We start from the raw sequence: 25,110 nt of genomic DNA on the forward strand, positions 1-25,110 counted from the left end.
TCTAGGATTTAATTTTCGCCAGGCTTAACCAGGTCTGCACCACGGTATCCGGGTTCAGCGACAGGCTATCAATGCCCTCCGCCATCAGCCATGCGGCGAAATCCTCATGGTCAGAAGGCCCCTGGCCGCAAATACCGACATACTTGCCCTGTTTCTTCGCGGCGCGGATCGCCATCGACAGCAGCGCTTTTACCGCCTCGTTGCGCTCATCAAACAGCTCCGACACCACGCCAGAGTCGCGATCCAGCCCCAGCGCCAGCTGCGTCATATCGTTAGAGCCAATCGAGAAGCCGTCGAAATACTGCAGGAACTGATCGGCCAGTAGGGCGTTAGAGGGGATCTCGCACATCATAATCAGCTTCAGCCCGTTTTCACCGCGCTTCAGGCCCTGACGCTCCAGCTCTTCCACCACCGCTTTAGCCTGCGCCACGGTGCGGACAAACGGCACCATAATCTCAACGTTGGTCAGCCCCATCTCATTGCGCACGCGTTTCACCGCCTGACACTCCAGCGCAAAGCAGTCGCGGAAGCTGTCAGAGACGTAGCGACCGGCACCACGGAAGCCCAGCATTGGGTTCTCTTCCTCCGGTTCGTAACGATCGCCACCTACCAGATTGGCGTACTCGTTAGATTTGAAGTCAGAAAGACGCACAATCACCCGTTTCGGCGAGAAAGCCGCGCCAAGGGTAGCGATACCTTCGGTCAGACGCCCGATATAGAACTCGACCGGATCGTCAAAGCCTTTCATCAGTTCGCGAATCTGCTTCTGCAATTCCGGGGTTTGCTGATCAAACTCCAGCAGCGCCTTAGGATGCACGCCAATCATGCGGTTGATAATAAACTCCAGACGCGCCAGCCCCACCCCTTCATTCGGCAGACAGGCGAAGTCAAATGCGCGATCCGGATTGCCGACGTTCATCATAATTTTCAGCGGCAGAGCAGGCATTTCATCTACCTGCGAACGGGTAATATCAAAGTCCAGCAGATCGTCATAGACATAACCGGTATCGCCTTCGGCGCAGGAGACCGTCACTTTACGCCCCTCTTTCAGCCGTTCAGTGGCATCACCGCAGCCAACGACCGCCGGAATACCCAACTCACGGGCGATAATCGCCGCATGACAGGTCCGCCCGCCACGGTTGGTAACGATGGCCGAGGCTTTCTTCATGATCGGTTCCCAGTCCGGGTCGGTCATATCGGTAACCAGCACATCGCCTTTTTCAATACGGTTCATTTCGCTGATATCGTGGATCACCTTCACTTCACCGGCGCCAATGCGATGACCAATGGCGCGGCCTTCGATCACCACTTTGCCCTTGCCCAGCAGCGAGTAGCGCTCCATCACCTGCCCATTGGAACGGACGGTTTCAGGACGCGCCTGCACAATAAACAACTTGCCGGTATGGCCATCTTTTGCCCATTCGATATCCATCGGCCGCTGATAGTGCTTCTCGATTTGTACCGCCTGACGCGCCAGCGCCTGCACTTCATCGTCGCTGAGACAGAAGCGGTCGCGCTCCTCCTGCGGCACATCTTCAATGCGTACCTGTTCGCCATGCTGCTGCGAATCGGCATACACCATACGAATTTTTTTCGAACCCATATTACGGCGCACAATCGCCGGGCGATTGCCCGCCAGCGTCGGTTTATGCACGTAGAACTCATCGGGGTTGACCGCCCCCTGCACCACCATTTCACCCAGCCCCAGCGCGGCGGTGATAAACACCACCTGATCGAAACCGGATTCGGTATCAATGGTAAACATCACGCCGGAGGAAGCCAGGTCGGAACGAACCATGCGCTGCACGCCCGCAGAGAGCGCCACACCGCGATGGTCATACCCCTGATGCACCCGGTAAGAGATGGCGCGATCGTTAAATAGCGAGGCGTAGACATGTTTCACCGCCACCATCACCGCATCGATGCCCTGCACATTCAGGAAGGTTTCCTGCTGACCGGCAAACGAGGCATCGGGCATATCTTCCGCCGTGGCGGAAGAACGGACGGCAAATGACGCCTCGGCATCATCGGCGGAGAGCTGCTGATACGCCGTCAGAATCGCCTGTTCCAGCCCGGGCTGGAATGGAGTATCAACAATCCACTGGCGAATCTGTTTACCGGCTCTCGCCAGCTCATCAACATCATCAATATTGGTTTTATCCAGCAGCTCATAGATACGCTGATTGACGCCGCTTTGGTCAAGGAATTGGTTGAAAGCATCGGAAGTGGTGGCAAAGCCATTCGGCACCGAGACACCCAGTGACGACAGATTAGTAATCATTTCACCCAGAGAGGCATTTTTGCCTCCCACCCGATCAACATCATTCATGCCGAGCTGGTTGTACCAGAGCACGAGCGGCACTTCACCTATATTGGACATTGAAGCAATCCTTTTCAGATTTAAATGGGGGGGCACTAAAGCATTTAAACGTACTGATAGCACTTCTCCAGCCTGGCACATTCATTTAACAAAGAGAAAGTGGTGAATCGTTCAAGCAGACAAAAAATGTGTTTTTAAGAAAACTCCGCGCTTATTTGTTTTGTTGCGCAACAAAATTAATTGAAAGAAAAACCAGTAAAATCATCATCATGATTACAAATACCTGATTATATGCGCTATTTCGTTTGCGCAACGAAACCAGTGGGGAAATAATAATTTCTACGGGTTTTACCCGCGACCGGGTAACAATTAAAAAAGAAACATCATTTCATTTTGTTATGCTGTCATATTCAGCGCAATCAACTAAAAATGAATGGTTCACTTTATTTATTTTTGAATTATTCATTTTATTTAGTGCTATCCTTTGCTATCAGAACGCCCCTTTAGGCGCATTCAGGCTTAAACCGGGCATGTCAGGAGATAAAATGGACTCAGCCAGCGAACGAAGTGTTTTTTACATCTCTGACGGCACCGCCATTACTGCCGAAGTATTAGGCCATGCGGTGATGTCGCAATTTCCGGTGAGGATGAACAGCGTCACGCTGCCCTTTGTGGAAAATGTGCAGCGTGCACAGGCAGTAAAGGGCCAGATAAATGCTATCTATCAGCAAAGCGGTATCCGGCCGCTGGTGTTCTTTTCGATCGTCACGCCGGACGTGCGTGAGATTATTATGCAAAGTGACGGCTTTTGTCAGGATATTGTGCAGTCGCTGGTGGCTCCGCTGCAGCAGGAGCTGGGGATGGCGCCGGCGCCGGTCGCCCACCGCACCCATGGCCTGACGGCCAGCAATCTCGGCAAATATGATGCACGTATCGCGGCGATTGATTATGCGCTGGCGCACGATGACGGTATCTCGCTGCGCGGTCTGGAGGATGCCCAGGTGATCCTGCTGGGGGTCTCACGCTGCGGTAAAACCCCCACCAGCCTCTACCTGGCGATGCAGTTTGGCGTACGCGCCGCCAACTATCCTTTTATCGCCGACGATATGGATAACCTGAAACTGCCGCCGGCGCTGCGGCCCCATCAGCATAAGCTGTTCGGCCTCACCATCGATCCGGAACGTCTGGCGGCGATTCGCCAGGAGCGGGCGGAAAACACCCGTTATGCTTCCATCCGTCAGTGCCGGATGGAAGTGGGTGAAGTCGAAGCGCTGTTCCGCACCCATCAAATTCGCTACCTGAACAGTACCAATTATTCGGTCGAGGAAATTGCCACCAAGATCCTCGATATCATGGGTCTGAACCGGCATATGTACTGACTCTGCGGCGGCCATGGGGTATTTCAGATGCCCGGTGCAGCGGCGCCATATCTGCCGCCCACGCTTAACCGGGCCTCTGAGCGCGAAAAACACGGCGATTTGTGTGGCGCAACGCGTTTTACTCGCCTTTCTGGTTGAATTCAGCGTTATTTGGTCTATTGTGATCGCCATCACTTCCCGGTACTTCTGCCGCTGCGAAGAAAAAAATTTAGAGATCCAAATGAACAAAACAGATGAACTGCGAACCGCGCGCATCGAGAGCCTGATTACGCCTGAAGAGCTGGCGTCCCGGCATCCGATTACGCCGGCAATCGCAGAAAATGTGACAACGTCACGAAAACGTATTGCCCGCATCCTGTGCGGAGAAGATCAGCGCCTGCTGGTGGTGATTGGCCCCTGCTCGCTGCACGATCCGCAGGCGGCGATCGAGTATGCGGAAAAACTTAACGCCCTGCGCATCCGCTATCAGCATCGTCTGGAAATTGTGATGCGTACTTACTTTGAAAAACCGCGCACCGTTGTCGGCTGGAAAGGTCTGATCTCCGATCCCGACCTGAATGGCAGTTTCCGCGTCAATCACGGTCTCGATATCGCCCGCAAACTGTTGCTGGATATCAATGCGCTGGGTATGCCAACCGCCACTGAATTTCTCGATATGGTGATCGGTCAGTTTATTTCCGACCTGATTAGCTGGGGCGCGATTGGCGCACGCACCACCGAAAGCCAGATCCATCGTGAAATGGCTTCCGCGCTCTCTTGCCCGGTGGGCTTTAAGAACGGTACCGATGGCAATACGCAGATTGCGGTTGACGCCATTCGCGCCGCGCGCGCCAGCCATATGTTTTTATCCTCCGATAAACAGGGACGGATGACGATTTATCAGACCAGCGGTAATCCGTCTGGCCATATCATTATGCGCGGTGGCAAACAGCCGAATTATCACCCGGAAGATATCGCCGCCGCTGCCGCCAGCCTGCGCGAATTCCATCTGCCGGAACAACTGGTGGTCGATTTCAGTCATGGCAACTGCCTGAAACAGCATCGTCGCCAGCGTGATGTCGCCGCATCGGTAGCGCGGCAGATCCGCGACGGCTCACGCGCCATCGCCGGGGTAATGATTGAGAGCTTCCTGCAGGAAGGCACGCAGAAAGTGATTGCCGGACAACCTCTGATATACGGCCAGTCGATTACCGACCCCTGTCTCGGCTGGGACGACAGCGAAGCCGTGCTGGAGTTATTGGCGCAAGCCGTCGACAGCCGCTTCTGATATTCTGCGCTGACCCGTTCTGGTCAGCGCATTCTCCCCTTTGTCCCCCTCTCTTCCCCAGGCCAGTTTTGATCATTTTGTTCTTGCCTCGTTTAGACTTTTGTTGATAATGATTATCATTGTTAAAATGATTAACATTATTGTTCATGCGGATTTACCTCCGGTTGCTCCGCCAGACGGTCGGCATCAGCATCCGGCAGCCTGAATAACAATCCGCCAGCTTCCCTGACGCCGTCAGCGGCGAGCCAGCACATCCCTGCATTCAAGTACAATATGGAGAGTTGCACTTATGCTTAACCTGCCTTCAGCCAGTTTGCGCCTGTCGCGCTTAACGATGGCGATTACCTGCGCGGCACCTTTTTGCGCCGAGGCCGCTGCCAGCGGCACCGACGCCAGGGAGACGGCGCTAAAGCCAACAGCCATTACGGTGGTTGCCACCGGGACACCACGACCGACCTTTGAAGCGCCGATGATGGTGACGGTGATCGATGGCGACGCGCCGCAAACCCGGAGCGCCGCCTCCGCCGCCGGGATGCTGCGCGGCGTACCGGGCATCACGATTAGCGGCAGCGGACGTACCAACGGTCAGGATCTGAGTCTGCGTGGCTACGACCGCCGTGGCGTGCTGACGCTGGTTGACGGCATACGCCAGGGGACCGATACTGGCCATCTGAACAGCGTATTCCTCGACCCGGCGCTGATTAAACGTATTGAAGTGGTGCGCGGTCCTGCGGCACTGCTGTATGGCAGCGGCGCCCTTGGCGGCGTCATCTCTTATGAAACGGTTGACGCGGCTGACCTGCTGGCCGCGGGCAGCAGCAGCGGTTATCGCGTGTTCGCCAGCGGCGCCAGCGGCGATCACAGCCTTGGCACCGGCGCCAGCGCTTTTGGCCGCACGGACGATCTCGACGGGCTGTTGTCGTGGAGTTCGCGCGACCGCGGTGATATCCGGTTAAGCAGTGGCGATAATGCGCCTAATGATGAAAATATCAGTAATATGCTGGCAAAAGGCAGCTGGAAAGCGGATCAGGCGCAAACCTTTAATGGCAGCCTGCGCTACTATCATAACCGGGCCAGAGAACCGCTAAACCCGCAGGCGGTCAATCCCGACCGCAGTAACCCGATGACCGACCGCTCGACGATTCAGCGCGATCTGCAACTCGGCTATCAACTGAATCCGGCGCAGAGCGACTGGCTGGATGCCCGGCTGAACAGCTACTGGTCAGAAACGCGCATCCACGCCGGTAGCGGTGATCTCGCCAGTCAGTATCGTGAACAGACCACCAAAGGCATCAAACTGGATAATCGCAGCCGCCTGTTTGCCGACACGCTGGCCGCGCATCAGCTGACCTATGGCGGCGAATACTATCGTCAGCAGCAACAGCCCGGCGGCGCCGCCACCAGCTTTCCGCAGGCCAGCATCGATTTTTCTTCCGGCTGGCTGCAGGATGAGATCACCCTGCGCGATCTGCCGGCCTCGCTGCTGCTCGGCAGCCGTTTTGACAACTACCGCGGCAGCAGCGACGGTCACGCCGATGTCGACGCCGACCGCTGGTCATCGCGCGCCGCGCTTTCCGTTACGCCGGCTGACTGGCTGATGCTGTTTGGCTCTTATGCCCAGGCTTTCCGTGCGCCAACCATGGGTGAACTGTACAACGACGGCGTGCACTTCTCCTTCCCTGGGTACGTCAATCGCTGGGTGCCGAACCCGAATCTGCGTCCGGAAACCAATGCCACCCGCGAAGCGGGATTCGGCTTGCGTTTCGACGATCTGCTGCTGGCGCATGACGATATCGAATTTAAAACCAGCTACTTTGACACCAAAGCGCAGGACTATATTTATCCGGTGGTCGATATGCGCGCCGGCACCAGCTATAACGCCAACCTGCCTGAGGCCAGAATCTGGGGCTGGGATGCCAGTATACGCTACAGCAGCGCGCTGTTTAGCTGGAACCTGGCCTGGAATCGTACCCGCGGGAAAGACCGCGATAGCGGCGCCTGGATCTCCAGTCTGAATCCGGACACCGTCACCAGCATCGTTGATGTGCCGATCGGCCACAGCCCGTTCTCCGTCGGCTGGGTCGGCACCTTTGCGCAACGCTCCACCCATATCAGCGGCGACTATGTCAGTCAGCCCGGTTATGGGGTTAACGACTTCTACCTGCGCTACAAAGGGCAGGATCGCTATCAGGGACTCACCACCACGCTGGTGCTGGGTAATGCCTTTGACCAGCAGTACTACTCTTCGCTGGGCATTCCACAAGACGGGATCAACGGAAAGGTCTTCGTCAGTTATCAATGGTAATCATTATTCCCGGCCGGCGCCGGAGATAGGTTAATAAGGAAACATATAATGACCGCACTTTATCAGCAATATCAGGCACTGAAGGCCGCCAACCCGAAGAAATATGCCCGCGATCTCGCGGCTGAGATGGCCATTAGCGAGGCGCAACTGGCCCACGCGCGCGTCGGTCACGACGCACAACAATTACGTAATCAGATGCCTGAGATTTTACAGGCGCTGGAGGCGGTCGGGGAAACCAAATCGATTACCCGCAACCAGTACGCGGTGCATGAACATCTCGGCCACTACACCAATCTGAATATTGGCGCTCATGCCGGTTTGGTGTTGAATCCGCGCGCGCTGGATCTGCGTCTGTTTGTAAATCAGTGGCACAGCGCTTTTGCGTTAAAAGAGCAGAGCCCGCGGGGTGAACGTCACAGCCTGCAGTTCTTTGATGCCCATGGCGATGCGGTGCTGAAAGTGTATGCCACCGAACAGAGCGACTACGCCGCCTGGGATGCGCTACTTGCCCGCTTTGTGCAACCGCAAGCCACTGAGCTGAGCGTCGCCCCGTTAGCGGCCGACACCAGCAACAACGCCCCGGATGCGGCGCGGATTGAGCAGGAGTGGCGCGCAATGACCGATGTTCATCAGTTCTTCCATCTGCTGAAAGGTCACAATATCAGTCGTCAGCAGGCTTTTCGTGCCGTACCGGACGATCTGGCCTGCAGGGTCGGCAACCATTCCCTGCGCCAGCTACTGGAACTGGCAAAAAACGACGGCAATGAAATTATGATTTTCGTCGGTAACCGTGGCTGCGTGCAGATCTTTACCGGTGCCATTGAGCAACTGCGGCCAATGGATAACTGGCTGAATATTTTTAATCCGCAATTTACCCTACACCTGGTAGAAGATGCCATCGCCGAAAGCTGGATAACCCGTAAACCCACCGCTGATGGCTTAGTGACCAGCCTTGAACTGTTTGCCGCCGACGGCACGCAAATTGCCCAGTTATATGGCCAGCGCAGCGAAGGCCAGCCGGAGCAGAGCCAGTGGCGCCAGCAGCTGGCGACGCTAACCCGTGAAGGAGTGTACGCATGAAACATCTGCTAATTGCCCTGCTGGCGCTGCCGCTTTGTGCCCTGGCGGATGAGCGTGTGGTGTCGATTGGTGGCGACGTTACGCAGATTATCTACGCACTGGATGCCCAGCAGCATCTGGTCGGTCGCGACAGCACCAGTTTACACCCGGCGCAGGCCACCAAATTGCCTGACGTTGGCTATCTGCGTCAGCTGAATGCGGAAGGTATTCTGGCGCTGAAGCCAACGCTGCTGCTGGTCAGCGAGCTGGCAAAACCCTCACTGGCGCTGGAACAGGTGCAACAAGCCGGGGTGCAGGTGGTAACCGTTACCGGGGCGACGCAGCTAAAAGCCATTGACAGTAAAATTGCCACCATTGCCCATGCGTTACAGCGTGATAAAGCCGGGCAAGCGCTGCAACAGCGGATCGATAAACAGCTGGCAACACTGCCAACGCAACCTCTGGCGGTAAAAGTGCTGTTTATTCTGGCCCACAGCGGGATGACCACCATGGCGGCTGGCCGTGATACTGCCGCCGATGCCGCCATCACCGCTGCCGGGTTGCAAAATGCCATGGCAACCCTCCAGCGCTACCAGCCACTGTCGCAGGAAGGGGTCATTGCCAGCGCACCGGACCTGGTGGTCGTCAGTGTCTCGGGCATGGACAAGCTGGGCAGCGAGGAAAACCTGTGGCAACTGCCCGGCCTGGCGCTGACGCCGGCCGGGAAACATAAACAACTGCTGGTGGTCGATGATATGGCGCTGCTGGGTTTTGGCCTCGATACCCCGGACGCTATTGTTAAATTGCGTAAAGCGGCGGAAGCGGTAGCGCAATGATCGCGCGTTTTCACCTGCGCTGGCTGCTGGCGATGCTGTTCAGCCTGCTATTGCTGGCGGTGCTGGCCGCTAATTCTGGCGCCATGCGGCTGTCTCTGCCGCTACTGTGGCAGGCGCCGCACGACAGTATACTGCGGCAGATTTGGTGGAATATCCGTCTGCCGCGTGTGCTGCTGGCGATGCTGGTCGGCGCCGCATTGGCTTTAGCCGGGGCGGTGATGCAGGGACTGTTCCGCAATCCGCTGGCCGATCCGGGTCTGCTGGGTATCAGCAGTGGCGCCGCGCTGGCGGTGGCGATTTCGCTGGTGCTGCCGCTGGCGTTACCGGCGGTGCTGGCGCTGTATCTGCCGATGCTGGCAGCCTTTACCGGCAGTCTGGCGGTAACGCTGGTGATATTTGCCCTGAGCCGCTCAGGCCAGAGCGGATTATCACGCCTGTTGCTGGTCGGGATCGCGATCAATGCGCTCTGTGGCGCGGCGGTCGGCGTGCTGTCGTGGGTCAGTAACGATCAGCAGTTACGCCAGCTATCGCTGTGGGGCATGGGCAGTCTCGGACAGGCGCAGTGGTCGACGCTGCTGGCCAGCGCTTCACTGATTATCCCGGCCTCACTGCTGATCCAGCGGCGCGCTACGCGTCTTAATCTGCTGCAGTTCGGCGAGGAGGAAGCGCACTATCTCGGTGTCGATGTCGCGCGCACCCAGCGGCATCTGATGATCCTCAGCGCGCTGCTGGTCGCGGCGGCGGTGGCGATCAGTGGCGTAATTGGTTTTATCGGCCTGGTGGTGCCGCATCTGATGCGTATCTGTCTTGGTGCCGATCACCGCTGGCTGCTGCCAGGGTCGCTGCTGGCAGGGGCGATTTTATTACTGATCGCCGATACGCTGGCGCGTACTCTGGTAGCCCCGGCGGAAATGCCGGTCGGTTTGCTTACCAGCTTACTCGGCGGCCCGTGGTTTCTGTGGCTTATTTTACGGCGGCAGGGAGGTAACCATGGATAAGTTACTGCAGGCGCACGCCCTCAGCTATCGCGCCGCCGGCCGCACGCTGATTGACGGTATTTCCCTGCAGTTGCGGGCCGGGGAGATGGTCGCGCTGATCGGCCCGAATGGCGCCGGAAAATCGACGCTGTTACGTTTACTGACCGGTTATCTGACGCCCGACGCCGGCAGTTGCGATCTGCAGGGTATCCCCCTCTCCGGCTGGTCGCGACAGCAGCTGGCACGGCAGCGTGCGGTGATGCGTCAGCAAAGTTCGCTGGTGTTTCCGCTGAGGGTGCAGGAGGTGATCGCCATGGGACGCGCGCCCTGGCCGCAGCTGCCGGTGATGCCGGTGGTAAACGAGGTGATGGCATTAACCGGCTGTGAGTCACTGGCGCAACGCGATTATCGTCAGCTCTCGGGGGGCGAGCAGCAGCGAGTACAACTGGCGCGCGCGCTGGCGCAGTTATGGCGGCAGGATGGGCCGCAGGGCTGGCGGCAGGATGGGCCGCAGGGCTGGTTATTTCTTGATGAGCCAACCTCGGCGCTGGATCTCTATCATCAGCAGCATGCTCTGCGCCTGCTGCATCAGCTGACACGTGACGGCCAGCTGACGGTATGTTGTGTGCTGCACGATCTTAACCTGGCCGCGCTGTGGTCGGACCGGATGTTGCTATTACATCAGGGCACGCTGGTGGCCAGCGGCACGCCGGCGCAGGTGATGACCGAAGCTACGCTGACGCGCTGGTATCACGCCGATCTGCTGGTACGGCCGCACGCCAGTGAAGCCGTACCCCAGATCGCGCTGCGCCGTTAACTGGAGCAGCTGACCTCAAGTTTTTTTCCCCAGTCTGGCGGACGTTGCGCCAGATCCGCAAACTCAGGCGCATCGTCAAACGGACGGGCGAGCGCCTGATGCAAACGCGTCAGTACGCTAATGTCGTCCAGCTCCGCACGTTCAATCGCCTGCTGCGCCAGGTAGTTACGCAGAATAATCGCCGGGTTAACCGATTTCATCAGTTGCTGGCGCTCGCTGTCGCTGCGCTCATCACGCAATAGTCGTTGCCGGTAGCCCTCGTACCAGCGGTCAAAGGCGTCACGATCGATAAACTCATCACGCAACGGCGAGCGACGCTCCTGCTGTTGCGTGGCGCTCAGCAGCCGGAAGGTACGCGTATAGTCACTACCCTCTTTCGTCATCAGGGCCAGCAAGCCGGTCAGTATTTCGTTGTCGCCGCTCTCATCGCTGAGCAGCCCCAGTTTGGCGCGCATTTTCGTTCCCCAGGCGCGCATCAGCTCGGGTTCGTACTCCGCCAGCGCCTGTTTCAGCTGCTCCGTACTCATCAGCCCTGACAACGCATGCGCCAGCCGGTTAAGGTTCCACAGGCCGACCACCGGCTGGTTGTCGAATGCGTAGCGCCCCTGATAATCAGAATGATTACAGATAAAGTCTGGTTGATAGTCATCAAGGAAACCATAGGGGCCATAATCCAGCGTGATACCGAGGATCGACATATTATCGGTATTCATCACCCCATGGGCAAAACCGATGCTTTGCCAGTGGGCAATCAGCTGCGCGGTACGTTTTACCACATCAGTAAACCACAACAGCCGGGCGTCCGGCGCGCCGGTCAATTCCGGCCAGTGATGGGCAATAACGTAATCCGCCAGTTGCTGCAGCTTGTCCTGCTGCCCCTGATAAAAGAAGTGCTCGAAATGGCCAAAGCGCACATGGCTTTCAGCCACGCGCAACAGCATGGCGCCGCGCTCGGCGGTTTCACGATACACTGGCTCATCGCTGGTGATCACCGTTAAGGCGCGCGATGTTGGCACCCCAAGATGGTGCATCGCTTCTGACGCCAGAGACTCACGTAGGGTGGAACGCAGTACCGCGCGGCCATCTCCCATGCGCGAATAGGGTGTCAGTCCGGCGCCTTTCAGATGCCAGTCAAATTTACGGCCATCGGCAAGCTGTTGTTCACCGAGTAATATACCGCGTCCATCCCCTAACTGCCCGGCCCAGACGCCAAACTGATGGCCGCTGTAGACCTGGGCCAGTGGTTGCATCCCCGGCAGCAGCGTCGCTCCGCTCCAGATGTTGGCTTTATCGGCGGTAAACCAGCTGTCATCAAGACCCAGCTGTTGCGCCAGGGCCTGACTGTGCCACAGCAAACGTGGATTTTTTAACGGTGTGGGAGCGAGTGCGGTGTAGAAGCCAGGCAGCTCATTAAACCAGCTATTATTGAACTGCATACAGCCTCCTTCAGACTAACATCGAGGCGATTTATGATAAAATCAGTGGATATACAATAGGTTAACCAGCGCCGGAGGACACTATTTATCGCGTCAGCGCCATGGTTTTCACACCTCAATATGGACAGTTTACCCCCTGCCCGATGCATTAAACAGGGGGAAACCGGCTTTTCTAACCGCGGCTATCCGAGAGTTCTTTTGGCGGATGAATTAACGCTGCTAATGACAATTCATCTACCGGCGGAAACAATGCGCTCTGAATGCCGTCGAAGGGAAATTGACTGATTTTATCCAGCATTTGCTTATCATCAACTCCCTGTACAATGATCTGCTGGCAATGTGGCGTGATATTATTCAGCACCGCATTTATAAACGGCGGGAAAGAGAGCCGTCTGATATTGTGCTGGATAAAAGCTTTATCTAATTTAACCCGGTAAAAAAGGTTGTCATAAACCGCTTTTGGTGTTGCTTTCCCCGCCCCAAAATTGTGCAGGCTAAGATAAAACCGATCGTGTAAGGCTGCCAGCAGCGGATTATCTATGCCAGCAGATAAATCCACAAAGGTTTCATTAATTTCCAGTTCAAGACAATCTAACAACCCCATTTTGTGTAAAAGAAACTCGCTATCTAAAATCGCCTGGGCGATCATTTCATCAATATTAATAGCGACATGCAGACCGTGGTGACTGAAGAAATCATAATGTTTTTCTACTAAACTAATTTGACTTTGCAGCAGTGAAATGCGTTGCTCGAATGTAAGCTGAGCCATCATCATCTCCACCGGGATCGCCACATTAGCCGTTTCGTGCGAGAACCACGAGAGAAGTTCCACGGCAGTCAACTGACCCGTCAGGGTGTAAATAGGATAAAATGCTGCGCTAATATCATAGTCAGCAGCTAAATGGATTTTCATTTTGTTAAGCCATTATTAAGTGGCAATTTGCGCATCCTATAACAACAAATTATGACAATCAATAGCGCTAATGGCCGTTCGGGTGGTTTGCACTTTTTTTACGCAGAAAATTACCGCATAAAACTTAAATAAAATTAACGTTTGAAAGTCGTAAATTGTGCTTATCCTGAGATAGCAGGTACGCGGCGGAAAGGTTTTCTTCTATCGCAACGAGTGATGAAGAGGGAAAATCTGAGTTAAGGGAATATAAAAAAATTGTCTAATTGAAATAGTGACATTCACAACGCCGAAAAACCTGTGATCATTATCTACTTTTTTTACTGCTGATTAAATACGCATTTATCCGAAACTATTCGCAGACTATTAAATAGTTCATGGTTTTTATATCCTGCGGGCTTGCCAGAATACTTTTCGCCAATAAACATTATCCAGTGAAGATCGAATCACGCCCTGGCTGGTTGAAGCATGAATAAACTGATTATCAGTATCATAAATGCCAACATGCAGCCCATTCTCACCGCTACCGGTTTTGAAAAACACCAGGTCGCCCGGCAACAATTGCTCTTTGTCGATGCGGGTGCCGACATCGGTCTGGGCCGCGGTGGTCCGCGGTAACTGCAGATCAAACCGGTCGCGAAACGTAAGATAGACAAAGCCGGAACAATCAACCCCGCCGCGGCTCATACCACCATAACGATAAGGTGTGCCGTGCCACTGCCCCAGTTGATCATTAAGCTGGGCGATAACCGTGATCGAATCCGCAAGTCGTCCATTTGGCGGCGGCGCATGACGACTGCAACCAGCCAAAATAAGTACGACAAGCAAAAAGCAGATTCGCATAACAGCTGTTCCAGGAAAAAAATCAGACAAAGTAACTTTAGCGGTAAACTCATCGCACTGGCAACAACACAAACGTCTATTCTGCCAGGGTGATCAGCATTTGATGCCCTTCGACCGTCAGTTTACGCAATGGCACCTGATATACCCGCTCAAGAATCGCCGGTTGCATCACCTGCTGCGTATCCCCCTGGGCAATCATCTCTCCGCCCCGCATCAACCATACCTGCTGCGCATGACGCAGGCTGTGATTAAGATCGTGACCACTCATAATGATGCTGATGCCAGCCTGACAAAGCGCCAGCAATAGACGGTCCAGTGCCGCCTGTTGTGCAACATCCAGCCCGGCCATCGGTTCATCCAGCAGCAGCAGTTTCCCCTGGCTGTTAGCCTGCGGGCTAATCTGCAATAACACCGCGGCCAGCCGCACCCGCTGCCATTCGCCGCCGGAGAGTTGATTCAACGGCCGCGCCAGTTTATCGCTCAGCTGCAGTTCAGTAATAACCTGCGCTAATGCAGCATCAGATTGCTGGTCGGCATATTGCAGATGCTGTTGCAGATAGTGAAAAACCGCCATCAATCCGGGCGGCAGCTGTTGCTGATGCAACCAGCCGCGATGGCGCGCCAGCTGGTGACCACTCCAGCTCTCCAGCGGCCGGGCCAGAAACTGAATACGCCCGCTGCCGGGTAATAAACCGGATAAACGCGCCAGCAGCGAACTTTTCCCGGCCCCATTGGGGCCGAGCAGGTGGATCAGTTGCCCGCTGCCCACCTGAGCGCTGAATGGCGCCAGGCGCCCGCTAACCGCAGCGCCTTCTATCTCCAGCAACATTTACTGTGCCAGAGCCTGCTTAATACTGCTCTGCACGGTCTCATCGTCAGGCGTCATATCCGGCGAGAAACGTTGCAGCACTTCGCCGTTACGGCCAATCAGGAATTTTTCAAAGTTCCACAGAATATCGCCGCTCTGTTTTGGCGCCCGCCCTTTGCTGGTCATACGCTCAAGGAAACCGCTGCCCTGCGGCGCGATGGCCTGCGGCTGCGCCGCCGTCAGCTGTGCATATAGCGGGTGACGGTGATCACCATTAACTTCAATTTTACTGAACATCGGAAAAGTGACGCCGTAAGTGGTGCTGCAGAAAGTTTTAATCTCTTCATTGCTGCCCGGTTCCTGCTCAAGAAATGCGTTACACGGAAAGCCCAGCACACTAAATCCCTGCTGATGGAAGTTTTTCTGCAACTGTTCTAACTGCTCATATTGCGGCGTCAGACCACATTTTGAGGCCACATTGACCACTAACAGTACTTCGCCTTGCCACTGCTTCAGGCTGGTTTTTTCACCATCCAGCGTCACCAGTTCTGTTTCATAAATGCTCATGCGGATTTCCTGTGTCAGAGTTGAATTTGCCAGCTAGTACTGGCGACGGTTTTTCAGTAATAACCAGATAAATACCGGCGCGCCCAGCGTGGCAGTGACCACGCCAATCGGGAGTTCCGCTGAAGTGAGCGATACACGCGCCACAATATCGGCCGCCAGCAGCACTGCGGCGCCGGCGAGGGCGCAACCGGGTAACAGTATGCGGTGATCGGTCAGCCCATTTAGCCGCAACAGATGCGGGATCACCAGGCCGACAAAACCAATCGCCCCCGCCAGCGCCACGCTGACGCCGACCAGCCAGCCAATCGCCATCACCAGCAGGTTGCGCCACAGCGCTAACGGCAGGCCAAGCTGGCGGGCGGAAACTTCGCCCAGCGCCAGTAAATTCAGCGCCCGCGACTGGCAGGTCAGCCACAACAAAATCGGTACCAGCGCCAGTATCAGCCAGCGATAGCGCCAGTCAATGCCGCTGAAACCACCCATCATCCAGTACATCAGCTGGCGCAGGTCGAGACTACTGCTGAAATAAACCGCCCAGGTCATTACGGCGCTGCAGATAATCCCGAGCGCCACGCCGGCCAGCAGTAAGCGGCTGACGGAGAGTTGATGACGGGCAAAACGCAGCAGAATCAGTGTCGCCAGCAGGGCGCCAGCAATAGCCGCCAGGCTCAGACTCCAGGGCTGACCGTTGCCGAGCATCACGCTTAATACCAGCCCGACGCCGGCGCCATTCGAGACACCGAGCAATCCCGGCTCCGCCAGCGGATTATCGAACAGCGCCTGCATCACCGCGCCAGCCACCGCCAGCGACGCACCCACCAGCAATACCGCCAGCGTGCGCGGCAAACGCAGCTGCCAGACAAACAGCTGCCCCTGGCGGGTAAACCAGTGATTGGGAGCAATCCAGCTATCCCCCGCGCACAGGCTGATGGTGGCGACGACCAGTACCAGCGCCAGCAGTGCGACTAACCAGCGCCGCCCGTAACGATCGGCTCGCTGCGACAGGTGGGAAAGCAGAGACATCAATGGCTCTTTATGAAAGAAAACAGGGTTTTAATTGTAGTGGCTATGGCAGAAAAAGAAAGAGCCAGCAACGCTGGCTCCGGGGGAAAGGGATTAATGATGTTGTTCCTGCGGCGGGATCGGTTGTGAATTATTCCCCTTACCCTGTCCACCCTGTCCGCCATGTTCACCCTGCTGACCCTGCGGCGATTTAGCGTGGCCATTCTCCTGTCTGCCAGACTGCTGATGCTGCGGCTGACGCTCAGGTTGCTGTTGCGGCTTAGACGCATGCTGCTTTGGTGAATGCTGCTGCCAGCCATTACCATTCCAGTAGTCGCCACGCGGACCGCGTTCACCGACGCGACGTCCTTTATGCGCATTCCACCACTTTGGCCCCCGCCAGTCATAACCGTCCCAGTAGTAACCACGGTCGTCGCGATCGCCAATCGAGATGGAAACGCCGGGTGTATTAATATTGATGGAAACACCGGCTTTTGCCAGCAGCGGCATCCCTAACAGGACACAAAATAACATAGCCGTTTTTTTCATCAGGCTTACCTCTCTTTATAAGATGGGCTTGTTATAGCAATACCGTATGCCGCTAACTATCAGCTGACGGATGATTTTCATGATGCTTTCCGAAGACTTACGAAATCCTGACATTATGGAGGGAGCGTGGAGTGGCAACAGCGGAGAAAAACACCACTGCTGCTGAGGTTAAGGCGCAACCTGTACTGCGAATTGCAGAATAATTCGCCAGCTATCGGGTTTATGATCGGATTTTATGATGGCAAAAGGGCGAACGTCCCCGCCCTTTTGCCGGTGGGAGTGAAAAAGGCCGCGTATGCGGCCTTTTGTATGACTGAAATTAGTCTTCTTTCGGCGAGGCGTTCTCAACCCGACTTTTAAGCTTCTGACCAGGGCGGAACGTCACCACGCGCCGTGCCGTAATCGGAATATCTTCGCCAGTCTTAGGGTTACGTCCCGGACGTTGATTCTTGTCACGGAGGTCAAAGTTACCAAAACCTGATAACTTCACCTGCTCACCATTTTCCAAAGCACGTCTGACTTCTTCGAAAAACAGCTCAACCAACTCTTTGGCATCCCGCTTGCTAAGCCCAAGCTTCTCAAACAGGTATTCTGACATTTCAGCTTTTGTAAGCGCCATAGGTTCAATCCCTCAAGGATGCTTGGAATCGCTCTTTCAGTGCCTCTACACATCTGCTAACAGTAGCGGCAATCTCCTCTTCTTCGAGTGTCCGGCTGGTATCTTGCAAAATCAGGCTGATAGCGAGGCTCTTATAACCCTCATTTACACCCTTACCACGGTACACGTCAAACAAGTTTACGCCAACTACCTGATTTACGCCAACTTTCTTACACTCGGCGATGATATCTGCTGCAGGCACGTTTTCAGCCACGACAACAGCGATATCGCGGCGGTTTGCCGGGAAGCGTGAAATCTCGCGCGCTTCAGGCAATACGCGGTCTGCGACCTTATCCCAAAGCAGTTCAAACACTAAGGTACGACCATTAAGATCGAGCTTACGTTCCAGCTCCGGATGCACCACACCGATAAATCCGATTTTCTCACCGTATAAATAAATTGCCGCACTTTGACCCGGATGCAGCGCCGGATTGGCCTCGGCACGGAACTCAACCGACTCCAGTTTGCCGGTCAGATCGAGAACCGATTCTAAATCACCTTTTAAATCATAGAAGTCTACGGCCTGACGCGCCAGGTCCCAATGCTCTTCATAGCGATTACCGCTTAATACGCCTGACAGCATAAGATCCTGACGGATACCGAGGTTTGCCTGTGTATCAGGCACAAAGCGCAAACCGCTCTCAAACAGGCGCACACGGCCCTGCTGACGGTTCTGGTTATATACCACCGCCGCCAGTAAACCGCTCCACAGCGACAGACGCATTGCTGACATCTCGACCGAAATCGGGCTCGGCAGCAGTAAATTTTCTTCACCGGGATGCAGCAGCGCCTGAATTTTGGGATCGACAAAGCTATAAGTGATGGCTTCCTGGTAGCCTTTATCCACCAGCATCGCTTTCGCACGCTTCAGCGACAGGCTGGCCTCACGGTGTTTCGTCATCACCAGGCTGGCCTGCACTGGCATATCAGGAATATTGTTGTAGCCGTAGACGCGCGCCACTTCTTCCACCAGATCCTCTTCGATCTCCATATCAAAGCGCCAGCTTGGTGCGATCGCCTGCCATTCACCGTCGCTTGCCGTCACCTGGCAACCGAGACGTTGCAGGATATCGGTAACCTGATCGTCAGCAATCACATGGCCAATCAGGCGATCCAGTTTTTCACGACGCAAACGGATAGTGGCCGGTTTTGGCAACGCATCCTGATGAGTGACATCGATAACCGGGCCGGCCTCGCCGCCGCAGATATCCAGCAGCAGGCGGGTAGCGCGTTCCATCGCCTTGTACTGCAGCGCCGGATCGACACCACGCTCGTAGCGGTGCGACGCATCGGTGTGCAGGCCCTGACGACGGGCGCGGCCGGTAATCGCCAGCGGGTTGAAGAATGCGCATTCAAACAGCACGTTGCGGGTTTCCGGGTTAACACCGGAGTGCTCGCCGCCAAAAATACCGCCCATCGCCAGCGCTTTCTGATGGTCGGCGATCACCAGCGTATCGCTGCTCAGTTTCGCTTCATTACCATCCAGCAGCGTCAGGGTTTCGCCCTCATGCGCCATACGCACGATAATGCCGGAATCAATCCGATCGAGGTCAAAGGCGTGCATCGGCTGACCCAGTTCGAGCAGGACATAGTTAGTAATGTCCACTACCGCATCAATAGAGCGGATACCGCAACGACGCAGCTTTTCACGCATCCACAGTGGCGATGGCGCATTAACATTGATGCCCTTCACCACCCGCCCCAGATAGCGCGGACAGGCGTCCACGGCATCAACGCGGATCGGGAAAGTATCGTCGATGGTCGCCACTACCGCAGGCATCTCTGGCTCGGTCAGTGGCAGCTGATTCAGTACCGCGACATCGCGCGCCACCCCGATAATACCGAGGCAGTCCGCGCGGTTAGGCGTGACGCTGATTTCGATCGTGTGATCGTTCAGTTGCAGGTAATCACGAATGTCGCTGCCCACTGGCGCATCCGCAGGCAGTTCAATAATGCCATCGTGATCGGCAGAGATCGCCAGCTCAGAGAACGAGCACAGCATCCCTTCTGAAGGTTCGCCGCGCAGTTTCGCCGCTTTGATTTTAAAATCACCCGGCAGCACTGCGCCAACGGTCGCCACGGCCACTTTTAGCCCCTGACGACAATTGGGGGCGCCGCAAACGATATCCAGCAGGCGTTCGCCGCCGACATTAATTTTGGTCACACGCAGTTTGTCGGCGTTGGGATGCTGACCGCATTCAACCACTTCGCCCACCACCACGCCATGAAAGTCACCGGCCACGGCATCAACGCCGTCAACTTCCAGCCCGGCCATGGTGATTTGTTCGGATAACGCTGCACTGTCAATGGCTGGGTTTACCCATTCGCGTAACCAGAGTTCACTGAATTTCATTGGTATAACCTGCCCTTATTTAAACTGTTTGAGGAAACGTAAATCATTTTCGAAGAAAGCGCGCAGATCGGTCACGCCATAGCGCAACATGGTCAGACGCTCCATACCCATACCGAAGGCGAAACCTGAATAGACTTCCGGATCGATACCCACGTTACGCAGCACATTCGGATGCACCATGCCGCAGCCCAGCACTTCCAGCCACTTGCCATTTTTACCCATCACATCCACTTCGGCGGACGGTTCGGTAAACGGGAAGTAAGACGGGCGGAAACGCACCTGCAGATCTTCCTCAAAGAAGTTGCGCAGGAATTCATGCAATGTCCCTTTCAGGTTGGAGAAGTTGATGTTTTTGTCGACAATCAACCCTTCCATCTGATGGAACATGGGGGTGTGAGTCTGATCGTAATCGTTACGGTAGACACGGCCCGGGGCGATAATACGGATCGGCGGCTGCTGATTTTTCATGGTGCGGATCTGCACACCAGAGGTCTGGGTGCGCAGCAGACGCGTAGCATCAAACCAGAAGGTGTCGTGATCGGCACGTGCCGGGTGATGGCTCGGGATATTCAGCGCATCGAAGTTATGGTAGTCATCTTCGATTTCTGGTCCGGTGGCGACGGCAAAACCGAGTTCACCGAAAAAGGTTTCAATACGGTCAATGGTACGCGTCACCGGATGCAGACCGCCATTCTCAACGCGACGACCAGGCAGCGAAACATCAATGGTCTCTTCGGCCAGACGGGCATTCATTGCCGCTGATTCCAGGCCGTTTTTACGTGCATTCAGCGCTTCCTGGACCTGCTGTTTCGCTTCGTTAATCACCGCACCTGCCGCCGGACGCTCTTCCGCTGGCAAATCGCGCAGTGAGGTCATCTGGAGCGTGAGATGCCCTTTCTTACCTAAATATTCGACGCGTACCAGATCTAACGCGGCGACATCATGGGCATCTTCTATAGCTGCCTTAGCACTGGCAACCAGGTCTGCGAGATGTGGCATTGTTTCCTCTTCTTCCAGCCTTCAGGGCCGGTCTGTTTTTGTTGGGACTCGGGGTCCGATTGTCGTTACGCCAAAAACAAAAAAGCCTCCACGTGGGAGGCTTTCAGCGCGATTTTTCGTTTCTTTTCTTTTGCGCAAAAGCCCCCGATTGTCAGGCGCTAAAGTAAAAAAAGAAACGGAAAATAGCAGCATTCATGCTTGCATTACCTTAGTAAGAGTCTGGTCAGCTATCTGAACTGCCCTATTGAAAAGCCAGCAGGCAGAAATGTCAATCTTTTGCTTGAGTTAGATAAAATAAAAGAGGGAGATGACTCCCTCTTTCACCTACCGGTCATACTTCAGGCGCCAGGCGCATTGACACGTCCGTTCACCCCGCGCACAGAGTTATCTATGCTGCCGGGGAGTTGCGGCCTTGCCGCTGACCTGCCACCCGAATTATTTAGGGTATTCTGACTTACGCCAGAGCTGATTTCGCTTTTTCAACCAGTGCAGTAAATGTCACTTTGTCGAATACGGCGATGTCAGCCAGAATCTTACGGTCGATTTCAACAGAAGCCTTTTTCAGGCCATTGATGAAACGGCTGTAAGAAATGCCGTTCTGACGAGCTGCTGCGTTAATACGCGCGATCCACAGCTGACGGAACTGACGCTTACGTTGACGGCGGTCACGGTAAGCATACTGACCAGCTTTGATTACTGCCTGGAAGGCAACGCGGTAAACACGTGAACGTGCACCGTAGTAGCCTTTGGCTTGTTTTAAGATTTTCTTGTGACGTGCGCGAGCAACTACACCACGTTTTACACGAGCCATTTTAGCTCTCCTGAATTATATTCTGATTTTTGCCTTTTATCTTTCGCCACGCTGGCGGCATAAGCAACCAGACGAAAAAACGAAATCTGCCAGGCAGTTAAAAATTTACTTATGCGTACGGCAGGCAGGCAATAACCAGACCCAGATCGCCTTTAGACACCAGGCCTTTCGGACGCAGATGACGTTTACGCTTAGTAGATTTTTTGGTCAGAATATGACGCAGGTTAGCGTGTTTACGCTTGAAGCCACCAGAGGCGGTCTTCTTAAAGCGCTTAGCCGCGCCACGTACAGTTTTAATCTTTGGCATTTCAAAAATTTCCACTTCGCATTGTTAATAAAATGAATCAGACAGGCGAGTCTCCGTGCAGCGCGAACGCTACGCGGAGAGCTACTTGAATGGCCTACTGCTTCTTCTTGGGAGCGAGCACCATGATCATCTGGCGGCCTTCGATCTTCGAAGGGAAGGATTCGACAATGGCCAAATCCAGATCTTCACACAGGTCTTTACGGACGCGGTTAAGCACTTCCATACCGATCTGCTGGTGCGCCATCTCACGACCACGGAAACGCAGCGTGATTTTGGCTTTATCGCCATCTTCCAGAAAGCGAATCAGGTTGCGTAGTTTGACCTGATAGTCGCCATCATCGGTTCCAGGACGGAATTTAATTTCCTTAACCTGAATAACTTTTTGCTTCTTCTTCTGTTCCTTAGAAGATTTGCTTTTTTCGTAGAGGAACTTGCCGTAATCCATAATACGGCATACAGGCGGTTCGGCATTAGGGCTGATTTCAACTAAATCAACACCTGCTTCTTCAGCTTTCTCGATAGCTTCTCGCAGACTAACAATACCCAGCTGCTCGCCTTCGATGCCTGTCAGACGCACCTCTGTTGCACGGATTTCACCGTTAATTTTATTTGGTCGCGTCGGTAGAACTCGTTTTCCGCCTTTAATACTTTATTCCTCCAATTGATGAAGATTTCGGCTGCGAATCTCTTGCTGCAGCTTTTCGATAACATCATTTACGTCCATGCTTCCAAGGTCTTTACCACGGCGGGTGCGAACGGCAACTTTGCCTGCTTCCACCTCTTTATCACCACAGACCAGCATGTAAGGAACACGACGTAAAGTGTGCTCGCGGATTTTAAAGCCAATCTTCTCATTTCTCAAGTCCGCTTTGACGCGAATTCCCGCATTCTGCAGTTTACGGGTCAATTCTGCGACATAATCGGACTGACCATCAGTGATATTCATTATCACTGCTTGTACCGGAGCCAGCCAGGTTGGAAAGAAACCGGCATACTCTTCGGTAAGAATACCGATAAAGCGCTCCATAGATCCCAGAATTGCACGGTGAATCATCACCGGCACCTGACGTTCGTTGTTTTCACCGATGTATGAAGCATTCAGACGAGTCGGTAATGAAAAGTCGAGTTGCACAGTACCACACTGCCACGCACGATCCAGACAATCATGCAGAGTAAATTCAATTTTTGGACCGTAGAACGCACCTTCACCCGGCTGATACTGGAATTCGATGCCATTTTCCTGCAGTGCTTCCGCCAGATCCCGCTCGGCGCGATCCCACATCTCATCGCTGCCAATGCGTTTTTCCGGACGGGTAGACAGTTTCACCACGATTTTTTCAAAACCGAAGGTGCTGTACATATCGTACACCATCTTAATGCAGCTGTTTACTTCGGCACGCACCTGCTCTTCCGTACAGAAGATATGCGCGTCATCCTGAGTAAAGCCACGCACGCGCATTAATCCATGCAGCGCACCTGACGGCTCATTACGGTGGCAGCTACCAAACTCCGCCATACGTAATGGCAGGTCGCGGTAAGATTTTAGACCCTGATTGAAAATTTGCACGTGGCCAGGGCAGTTCATCGGTTTAATACAGTATTCGCGGTTTTCCGATGAGGTGGTAAACATCGCTTCTTTGTAGTTTTCCCAGTGCCCGGTTTTTTCCCACAGCACACGGTCCATCATAAACGGACCTTTCACTTCCTGGTACTGATACTCTTTCAGCTTGCTGCGCACAAACACTTCCAGCTCACGGAAGATGATCCAGCCATCATTGTGCCAGAATACCATGCCTGGCGCCTCTTCCTGCATGTGATACAGGTCGAGTTGCTTGCCGATTTTACGGTGATCGCGTTTTGCCGCTTCTTCCAGACGCTGCAGATAGGCCGCCAGCTGCTTTTTATCAGCCCATGCGGTGCCGTAAATGCGCTGCAACATCTTGTTGTTGCTGTCGCCGCGCCAGTAGGCGCCAGACATTTTCTGCAGTTTAAAATGATGGCAGAAACGCATATTCGGTACGTGCGGACCACGGCACATATCAATGTATTCTTCATGGTGGTACAGGCCAGGACGGTCGTCATGGCTGATATTCTCATCAAGAATGGTGGTTTTATAGGTTTCACCGCGTGCCACAAAAGCATCACGCGCTTCCTGCCAGCTCACCTTTTTCTTAATGACATCATAATTCTTCTCTGCCAGCTCATGCATACGCTTTTCGAGCAGCTCGAGATCTTCCTGCGTCAACGTGCGGTCAAGATCAACATCGTAGTAAAAACCGTTGTCGATAACCGGACCGATAGCCATTTTGGTGTCTGGCCACAGTTGTTTAATCGCATGCCCCAACAGGTGGGCACAGGAGTGGCGAATAATTTCCAGACCGGCTTCGTCTTTCGCCGTGATAATTGCCACCTGAGCATCAGCGGTAATCGGATCAACGGCATCAACCAGTTCACCATTTACGCGACCGGCAATACAGGCTTTCGCCAGACCAGGGCCGATGTCCTGAGCAATCTCCATCACGCTAACGGCGTGGTCGAAAGTACGCTGACTTCCATCAGGAAGAGTAATAACGGGCATGTCATATCCTTAATTGCAGTGGTAACCCACACGAAAGGCTACATACAAATCATAGTTTATTTATATACGTCAGGCAGTTGAGACTTGAAACCGACTCACAATTGTCGGTTTGGTACTCAGCCTGGGTACACAGTTTTAAAAGCGGGCAAACAGCAAAAACGCTTTAAGCGGGAACATCTTACACGCCGAATGCGCTAAATGCACGAGCTGGCACTGAATAGTCAGGAAAACAGGCGAAGAAACGCGCTGACGCGCAGCAATAAACCCGATGGCAAGCAGGCTGACGGCTAAAATTTCTCTCGCTGCGTGAGATTGTTCACATTTATCAC

Annotated in this window: 23 protein-coding genes and 1 other annotated feature; of the genes, 7 read left to right on the plus strand and 16 right to left on the minus strand. The window is 54.5% G+C overall.

Annotation, left to right across the window (positions count from 1 at the left end; translation table 11 throughout):
- Window position 1: 1 nt before the first annotated feature.
- On the minus strand, window positions 2-2,380 hold the full coding sequence (gene ppsA / locus JWF83_RS14500) for a phosphoenolpyruvate synthase (RefSeq protein ID WP_413651012.1): 2,379 nt from the start codon (window positions 2,378-2,380) through the stop codon (window positions 2-4).
- Window positions 2,381-2,865: 485 nt separating this feature from the next.
- Between ppsA and JWF83_RS14505 the strand changes: the two genes are divergently transcribed.
- The 7 genes from JWF83_RS14505 to JWF83_RS14535 all read left to right on the plus strand — a co-directional run bounded on the left by JWF83_RS14505 (window position 2,866) and on the right by JWF83_RS14535 (window position 10,960).
- Window positions 2,866-3,699 (plus strand): pyruvate, water dikinase regulatory protein, encoded by an 834-nt coding sequence (locus JWF83_RS14505; protein WP_413651014.1) that lies wholly within the window; start codon window positions 2,866-2,868, stop codon window positions 3,697-3,699.
- 220 nt (window positions 3,700-3,919) lie between these two features.
- Window positions 3,920-4,966 carry a 3-deoxy-7-phosphoheptulonate synthase gene (locus JWF83_RS14510; RefSeq protein WP_413651016.1) on the plus strand — a complete coding sequence of 349 codons (1,047 nt, stop codon included), beginning with the start codon at window positions 3,920-3,922 and terminating at the stop codon, window positions 4,964-4,966.
- A gap of 289 nt (window positions 4,967-5,255) precedes the next feature.
- Window positions 5,256-7,271: a TonB-dependent hemoglobin/transferrin/lactoferrin family receptor gene (locus JWF83_RS14515; RefSeq protein WP_413651018.1), complete on the plus strand. Its 2,016-nt coding sequence runs from the start codon at window positions 5,256-5,258 to the stop codon at window positions 7,269-7,271.
- A gap of 48 nt (window positions 7,272-7,319) precedes the next feature.
- Complete coding sequence (locus tag JWF83_RS14520; protein WP_413651020.1) at window positions 7,320-8,351, plus strand: hemin-degrading factor; 1,032 nt, start codon at window positions 7,320-7,322, stop codon at window positions 8,349-8,351.
- Window positions 8,348-9,166, plus strand: a complete 819-nt coding sequence (locus JWF83_RS14525; RefSeq protein WP_413651022.1) for a heme/hemin ABC transporter substrate-binding protein — start codon at window positions 8,348-8,350, stop codon at window positions 9,164-9,166. Before JWF83_RS14520 ends, JWF83_RS14525 begins: the two co-directional genes overlap by 4 nt.
- Entirely contained in the window at window positions 9,163-10,164 is a 1,002-nt protein-coding gene (locus tag JWF83_RS14530) for a FecCD family ABC transporter permease (protein ID WP_413651024.1), read from the plus strand. The genes JWF83_RS14525 and JWF83_RS14530 overlap by 4 nt, the downstream gene beginning before the upstream one ends.
- Window positions 10,157-10,960, plus strand: a complete 804-nt coding sequence (locus tag JWF83_RS14535; protein WP_413651026.1) for a heme ABC transporter ATP-binding protein — start codon at window positions 10,157-10,159, stop codon at window positions 10,958-10,960. Before JWF83_RS14530 ends, JWF83_RS14535 begins: the two co-directional genes overlap by 8 nt.
- Here JWF83_RS14535 and JWF83_RS14540 read toward each other — a convergent pair.
- The 15 genes from JWF83_RS14540 to thrS form a co-directional block, all read right to left on the minus strand.
- A complete protein-coding gene (locus JWF83_RS14540) occupies window positions 10,957-12,396 on the minus strand; it encodes a protein adenylyltransferase SelO (protein ID WP_413651027.1) in 1,440 nt (479 codons plus the stop codon). The two genes, JWF83_RS14535 and JWF83_RS14540, sit on opposite strands and share 4 nt — an antisense overlap.
- Before the next feature lie 172 nt (window positions 12,397-12,568).
- Window positions 12,569-13,309 (minus strand): EAL domain-containing protein, encoded by a 741-nt coding sequence (locus JWF83_RS14545; RefSeq protein WP_413651029.1) that lies wholly within the window; start codon window positions 13,307-13,309, stop codon window positions 12,569-12,571.
- A gap of 381 nt (window positions 13,310-13,690) precedes the next feature.
- The gene (locus JWF83_RS14550) at window positions 13,691-14,149 is read right to left on the minus strand and encodes a C40 family peptidase (protein WP_413651030.1); all 459 of its coding nucleotides are present in this window, start codon (window positions 14,147-14,149) and stop codon (window positions 13,691-13,693) included.
- Between the two features lie 76 nt (window positions 14,150-14,225).
- The gene (gene btuD / locus JWF83_RS14555; protein WP_413651031.1) at window positions 14,226-14,978 is read right to left on the minus strand and encodes a vitamin B12 ABC transporter ATP-binding protein BtuD; all 753 of its coding nucleotides are present in this window, start codon (window positions 14,976-14,978) and stop codon (window positions 14,226-14,228) included.
- Window positions 14,979-15,524: a glutathione peroxidase gene (locus tag JWF83_RS14560; protein ID WP_413651032.1), complete on the minus strand. Its 546-nt coding sequence runs from the start codon at window positions 15,522-15,524 to the stop codon at window positions 14,979-14,981.
- A gap of 33 nt (window positions 15,525-15,557) precedes the next feature.
- Window positions 15,558-16,547: a vitamin B12 ABC transporter permease BtuC gene (gene btuC / locus JWF83_RS14565; RefSeq protein WP_413651034.1), complete on the minus strand. Its 990-nt coding sequence runs from the start codon at window positions 16,545-16,547 to the stop codon at window positions 15,558-15,560.
- Window positions 16,548-16,640: 93 nt separating this feature from the next.
- Window positions 16,641-17,075 carry a DUF2502 domain-containing protein gene (locus JWF83_RS14570; RefSeq protein ID WP_413651035.1) on the minus strand — a complete coding sequence of 145 codons (435 nt, stop codon included), beginning with the start codon at window positions 17,073-17,075 and terminating at the stop codon, window positions 16,641-16,643.
- Window positions 17,076-17,394: 319 nt separating this feature from the next.
- The gene (ihfA, locus tag JWF83_RS14575; protein WP_017802142.1) at window positions 17,395-17,694 is read right to left on the minus strand and encodes an integration host factor subunit alpha; all 300 of its coding nucleotides are present in this window, start codon (window positions 17,692-17,694) and stop codon (window positions 17,395-17,397) included.
- 4 nt (window positions 17,695-17,698) lie between these two features.
- Window positions 17,699-20,086 carry a phenylalanine--tRNA ligase subunit beta gene (gene pheT, locus JWF83_RS14580; RefSeq protein ID WP_413651037.1) on the minus strand — a complete coding sequence of 796 codons (2,388 nt, stop codon included), beginning with the start codon at window positions 20,084-20,086 and terminating at the stop codon, window positions 17,699-17,701.
- 15 nt (window positions 20,087-20,101) lie between these two features.
- A complete protein-coding gene (pheS, locus tag JWF83_RS14585) occupies window positions 20,102-21,085 on the minus strand; it encodes a phenylalanine--tRNA ligase subunit alpha (protein ID WP_413651038.1) in 984 nt (327 codons plus the stop codon).
- Window positions 21,086-21,160: 75 nt separating this feature from the next.
- Window positions 21,161-21,286: a sequence feature (Phe leader region), on the minus strand.
- Window positions 21,237-21,281 carry a pheST operon leader peptide PheM gene (pheM, locus tag JWF83_RS14590; RefSeq protein ID WP_106120997.1) on the minus strand — a complete coding sequence of 15 codons (45 nt, stop codon included), beginning with the start codon at window positions 21,279-21,281 and terminating at the stop codon, window positions 21,237-21,239. It overlaps the preceding feature by 45 nt.
- A 253-nt stretch (window positions 21,287-21,539) precedes the next feature.
- Window positions 21,540-21,896: a 50S ribosomal protein L20 gene (rplT, locus tag JWF83_RS14595; RefSeq protein WP_413651039.1), complete on the minus strand. Its 357-nt coding sequence runs from the start codon at window positions 21,894-21,896 to the stop codon at window positions 21,540-21,542.
- 109 nt (window positions 21,897-22,005) lie between these two features.
- Window positions 22,006-22,203, minus strand: coding sequence for a 50S ribosomal protein L35 (gene rpmI / locus JWF83_RS14600; protein ID WP_010275699.1), 198 nt, complete (start codon window positions 22,201-22,203; stop codon window positions 22,006-22,008).
- A gap of 94 nt (window positions 22,204-22,297) precedes the next feature.
- Window positions 22,298-22,849, minus strand: coding sequence for a translation initiation factor IF-3 (gene infC / locus JWF83_RS14605; protein WP_040462415.1), 552 nt, complete (start codon window positions 22,847-22,849; stop codon window positions 22,298-22,300).
- A gap of 3 nt (window positions 22,850-22,852) precedes the next feature.
- Entirely contained in the window at window positions 22,853-24,781 is a 1,929-nt protein-coding gene (thrS, locus tag JWF83_RS14610; protein WP_413651040.1) for a threonine--tRNA ligase, read from the minus strand.
- Window positions 24,782-25,110 lie beyond the last annotated feature (329 nt).

The organism is Pantoea sp. B65 (genome assembly GCF_047308185.1).
In the GTDB taxonomy this organism is placed as follows: domain Bacteria; phylum Pseudomonadota; class Gammaproteobacteria; order Enterobacterales; family Enterobacteriaceae; genus Erwinia.

Excerpts from the sequence above, each read along its gene's own strand:
- JWF83_RS14515 (WP_413651018.1), top strand. The coding sequence starts at position 5,256 with ATGCTTAACCTGCCTTCAGCCAGTTTGCGCCTGTCGCGCTTAACGATG.
- JWF83_RS14530 (WP_413651024.1), top strand. The coding sequence starts at position 9,163 with ATGATCGCGCGTTTTCACCTGCGCTGGCTGCTGGCGATGCTGTTCAGC.
- JWF83_RS14570 (WP_413651035.1), bottom strand. The coding sequence starts at position 17,075 with ATGAAAAAAACGGCTATGTTATTTTGTGTCCTGTTAGGGATGCCGCTG.
- pheT (WP_413651037.1), bottom strand. The coding sequence starts at position 20,086 with ATGAAATTCAGTGAACTCTGGTTACGCGAATGGGTAAACCCAGCCATT.
- ppsA (WP_413651012.1), bottom strand. The coding sequence starts at position 2,380 with ATGTCCAATATAGGTGAAGTGCCGCTCGTGCTCTGGTACAACCAGCTC.
- JWF83_RS14520 (WP_413651020.1), top strand. The coding sequence starts at position 7,320 with ATGACCGCACTTTATCAGCAATATCAGGCACTGAAGGCCGCCAACCCG.
- rplT (WP_413651039.1), bottom strand. The coding sequence starts at position 21,896 with ATGGCTCGTGTAAAACGTGGTGTAGTTGCTCGCGCACGTCACAAGAAA.
- ihfA (WP_017802142.1), bottom strand. The coding sequence starts at position 17,694 with ATGGCGCTTACAAAAGCTGAAATGTCAGAATACCTGTTTGAGAAGCTT.
- JWF83_RS14550 (WP_413651030.1), bottom strand. The coding sequence starts at position 14,149 with ATGCGAATCTGCTTTTTGCTTGTCGTACTTATTTTGGCTGGTTGCAGT.
- JWF83_RS14525 (WP_413651022.1), top strand. The coding sequence starts at position 8,348 with ATGAAACATCTGCTAATTGCCCTGCTGGCGCTGCCGCTTTGTGCCCTG.
- btuC (WP_413651034.1), bottom strand. The coding sequence starts at position 16,547 with ATGTCTCTGCTTTCCCACCTGTCGCAGCGAGCCGATCGTTACGGGCGG.
- JWF83_RS14560 (WP_413651032.1), bottom strand. The coding sequence starts at position 15,524 with ATGAGCATTTATGAAACAGAACTGGTGACGCTGGATGGTGAAAAAACC.
- JWF83_RS14545 (WP_413651029.1), bottom strand. The coding sequence starts at position 13,309 with ATGAAAATCCATTTAGCTGCTGACTATGATATTAGCGCAGCATTTTAT.
- JWF83_RS14535 (WP_413651026.1), top strand. The coding sequence starts at position 10,157 with ATGGATAAGTTACTGCAGGCGCACGCCCTCAGCTATCGCGCCGCCGGC.
- JWF83_RS14540 (WP_413651027.1), bottom strand. The coding sequence starts at position 12,396 with ATGCAGTTCAATAATAGCTGGTTTAATGAGCTGCCTGGCTTCTACACC.
- rpmI (WP_010275699.1), bottom strand. The coding sequence starts at position 22,203 with ATGCCAAAGATTAAAACTGTACGTGGCGCGGCTAAGCGCTTTAAGAAG.
- JWF83_RS14510 (WP_413651016.1), top strand. The coding sequence starts at position 3,920 with ATGAACAAAACAGATGAACTGCGAACCGCGCGCATCGAGAGCCTGATT.
- thrS (WP_413651040.1), bottom strand. The coding sequence starts at position 24,781 with ATGCCCGTTATTACTCTTCCTGATGGAAGTCAGCGTACTTTCGACCAC.
- btuD (WP_413651031.1), bottom strand. The coding sequence starts at position 14,978 with ATGTTGCTGGAGATAGAAGGCGCTGCGGTTAGCGGGCGCCTGGCGCCA.
- JWF83_RS14505 (WP_413651014.1), top strand. The coding sequence starts at position 2,866 with ATGGACTCAGCCAGCGAACGAAGTGTTTTTTACATCTCTGACGGCACC.
- pheS (WP_413651038.1), bottom strand. The coding sequence starts at position 21,085 with ATGCCACATCTCGCAGACCTGGTTGCCAGTGCTAAGGCAGCTATAGAA.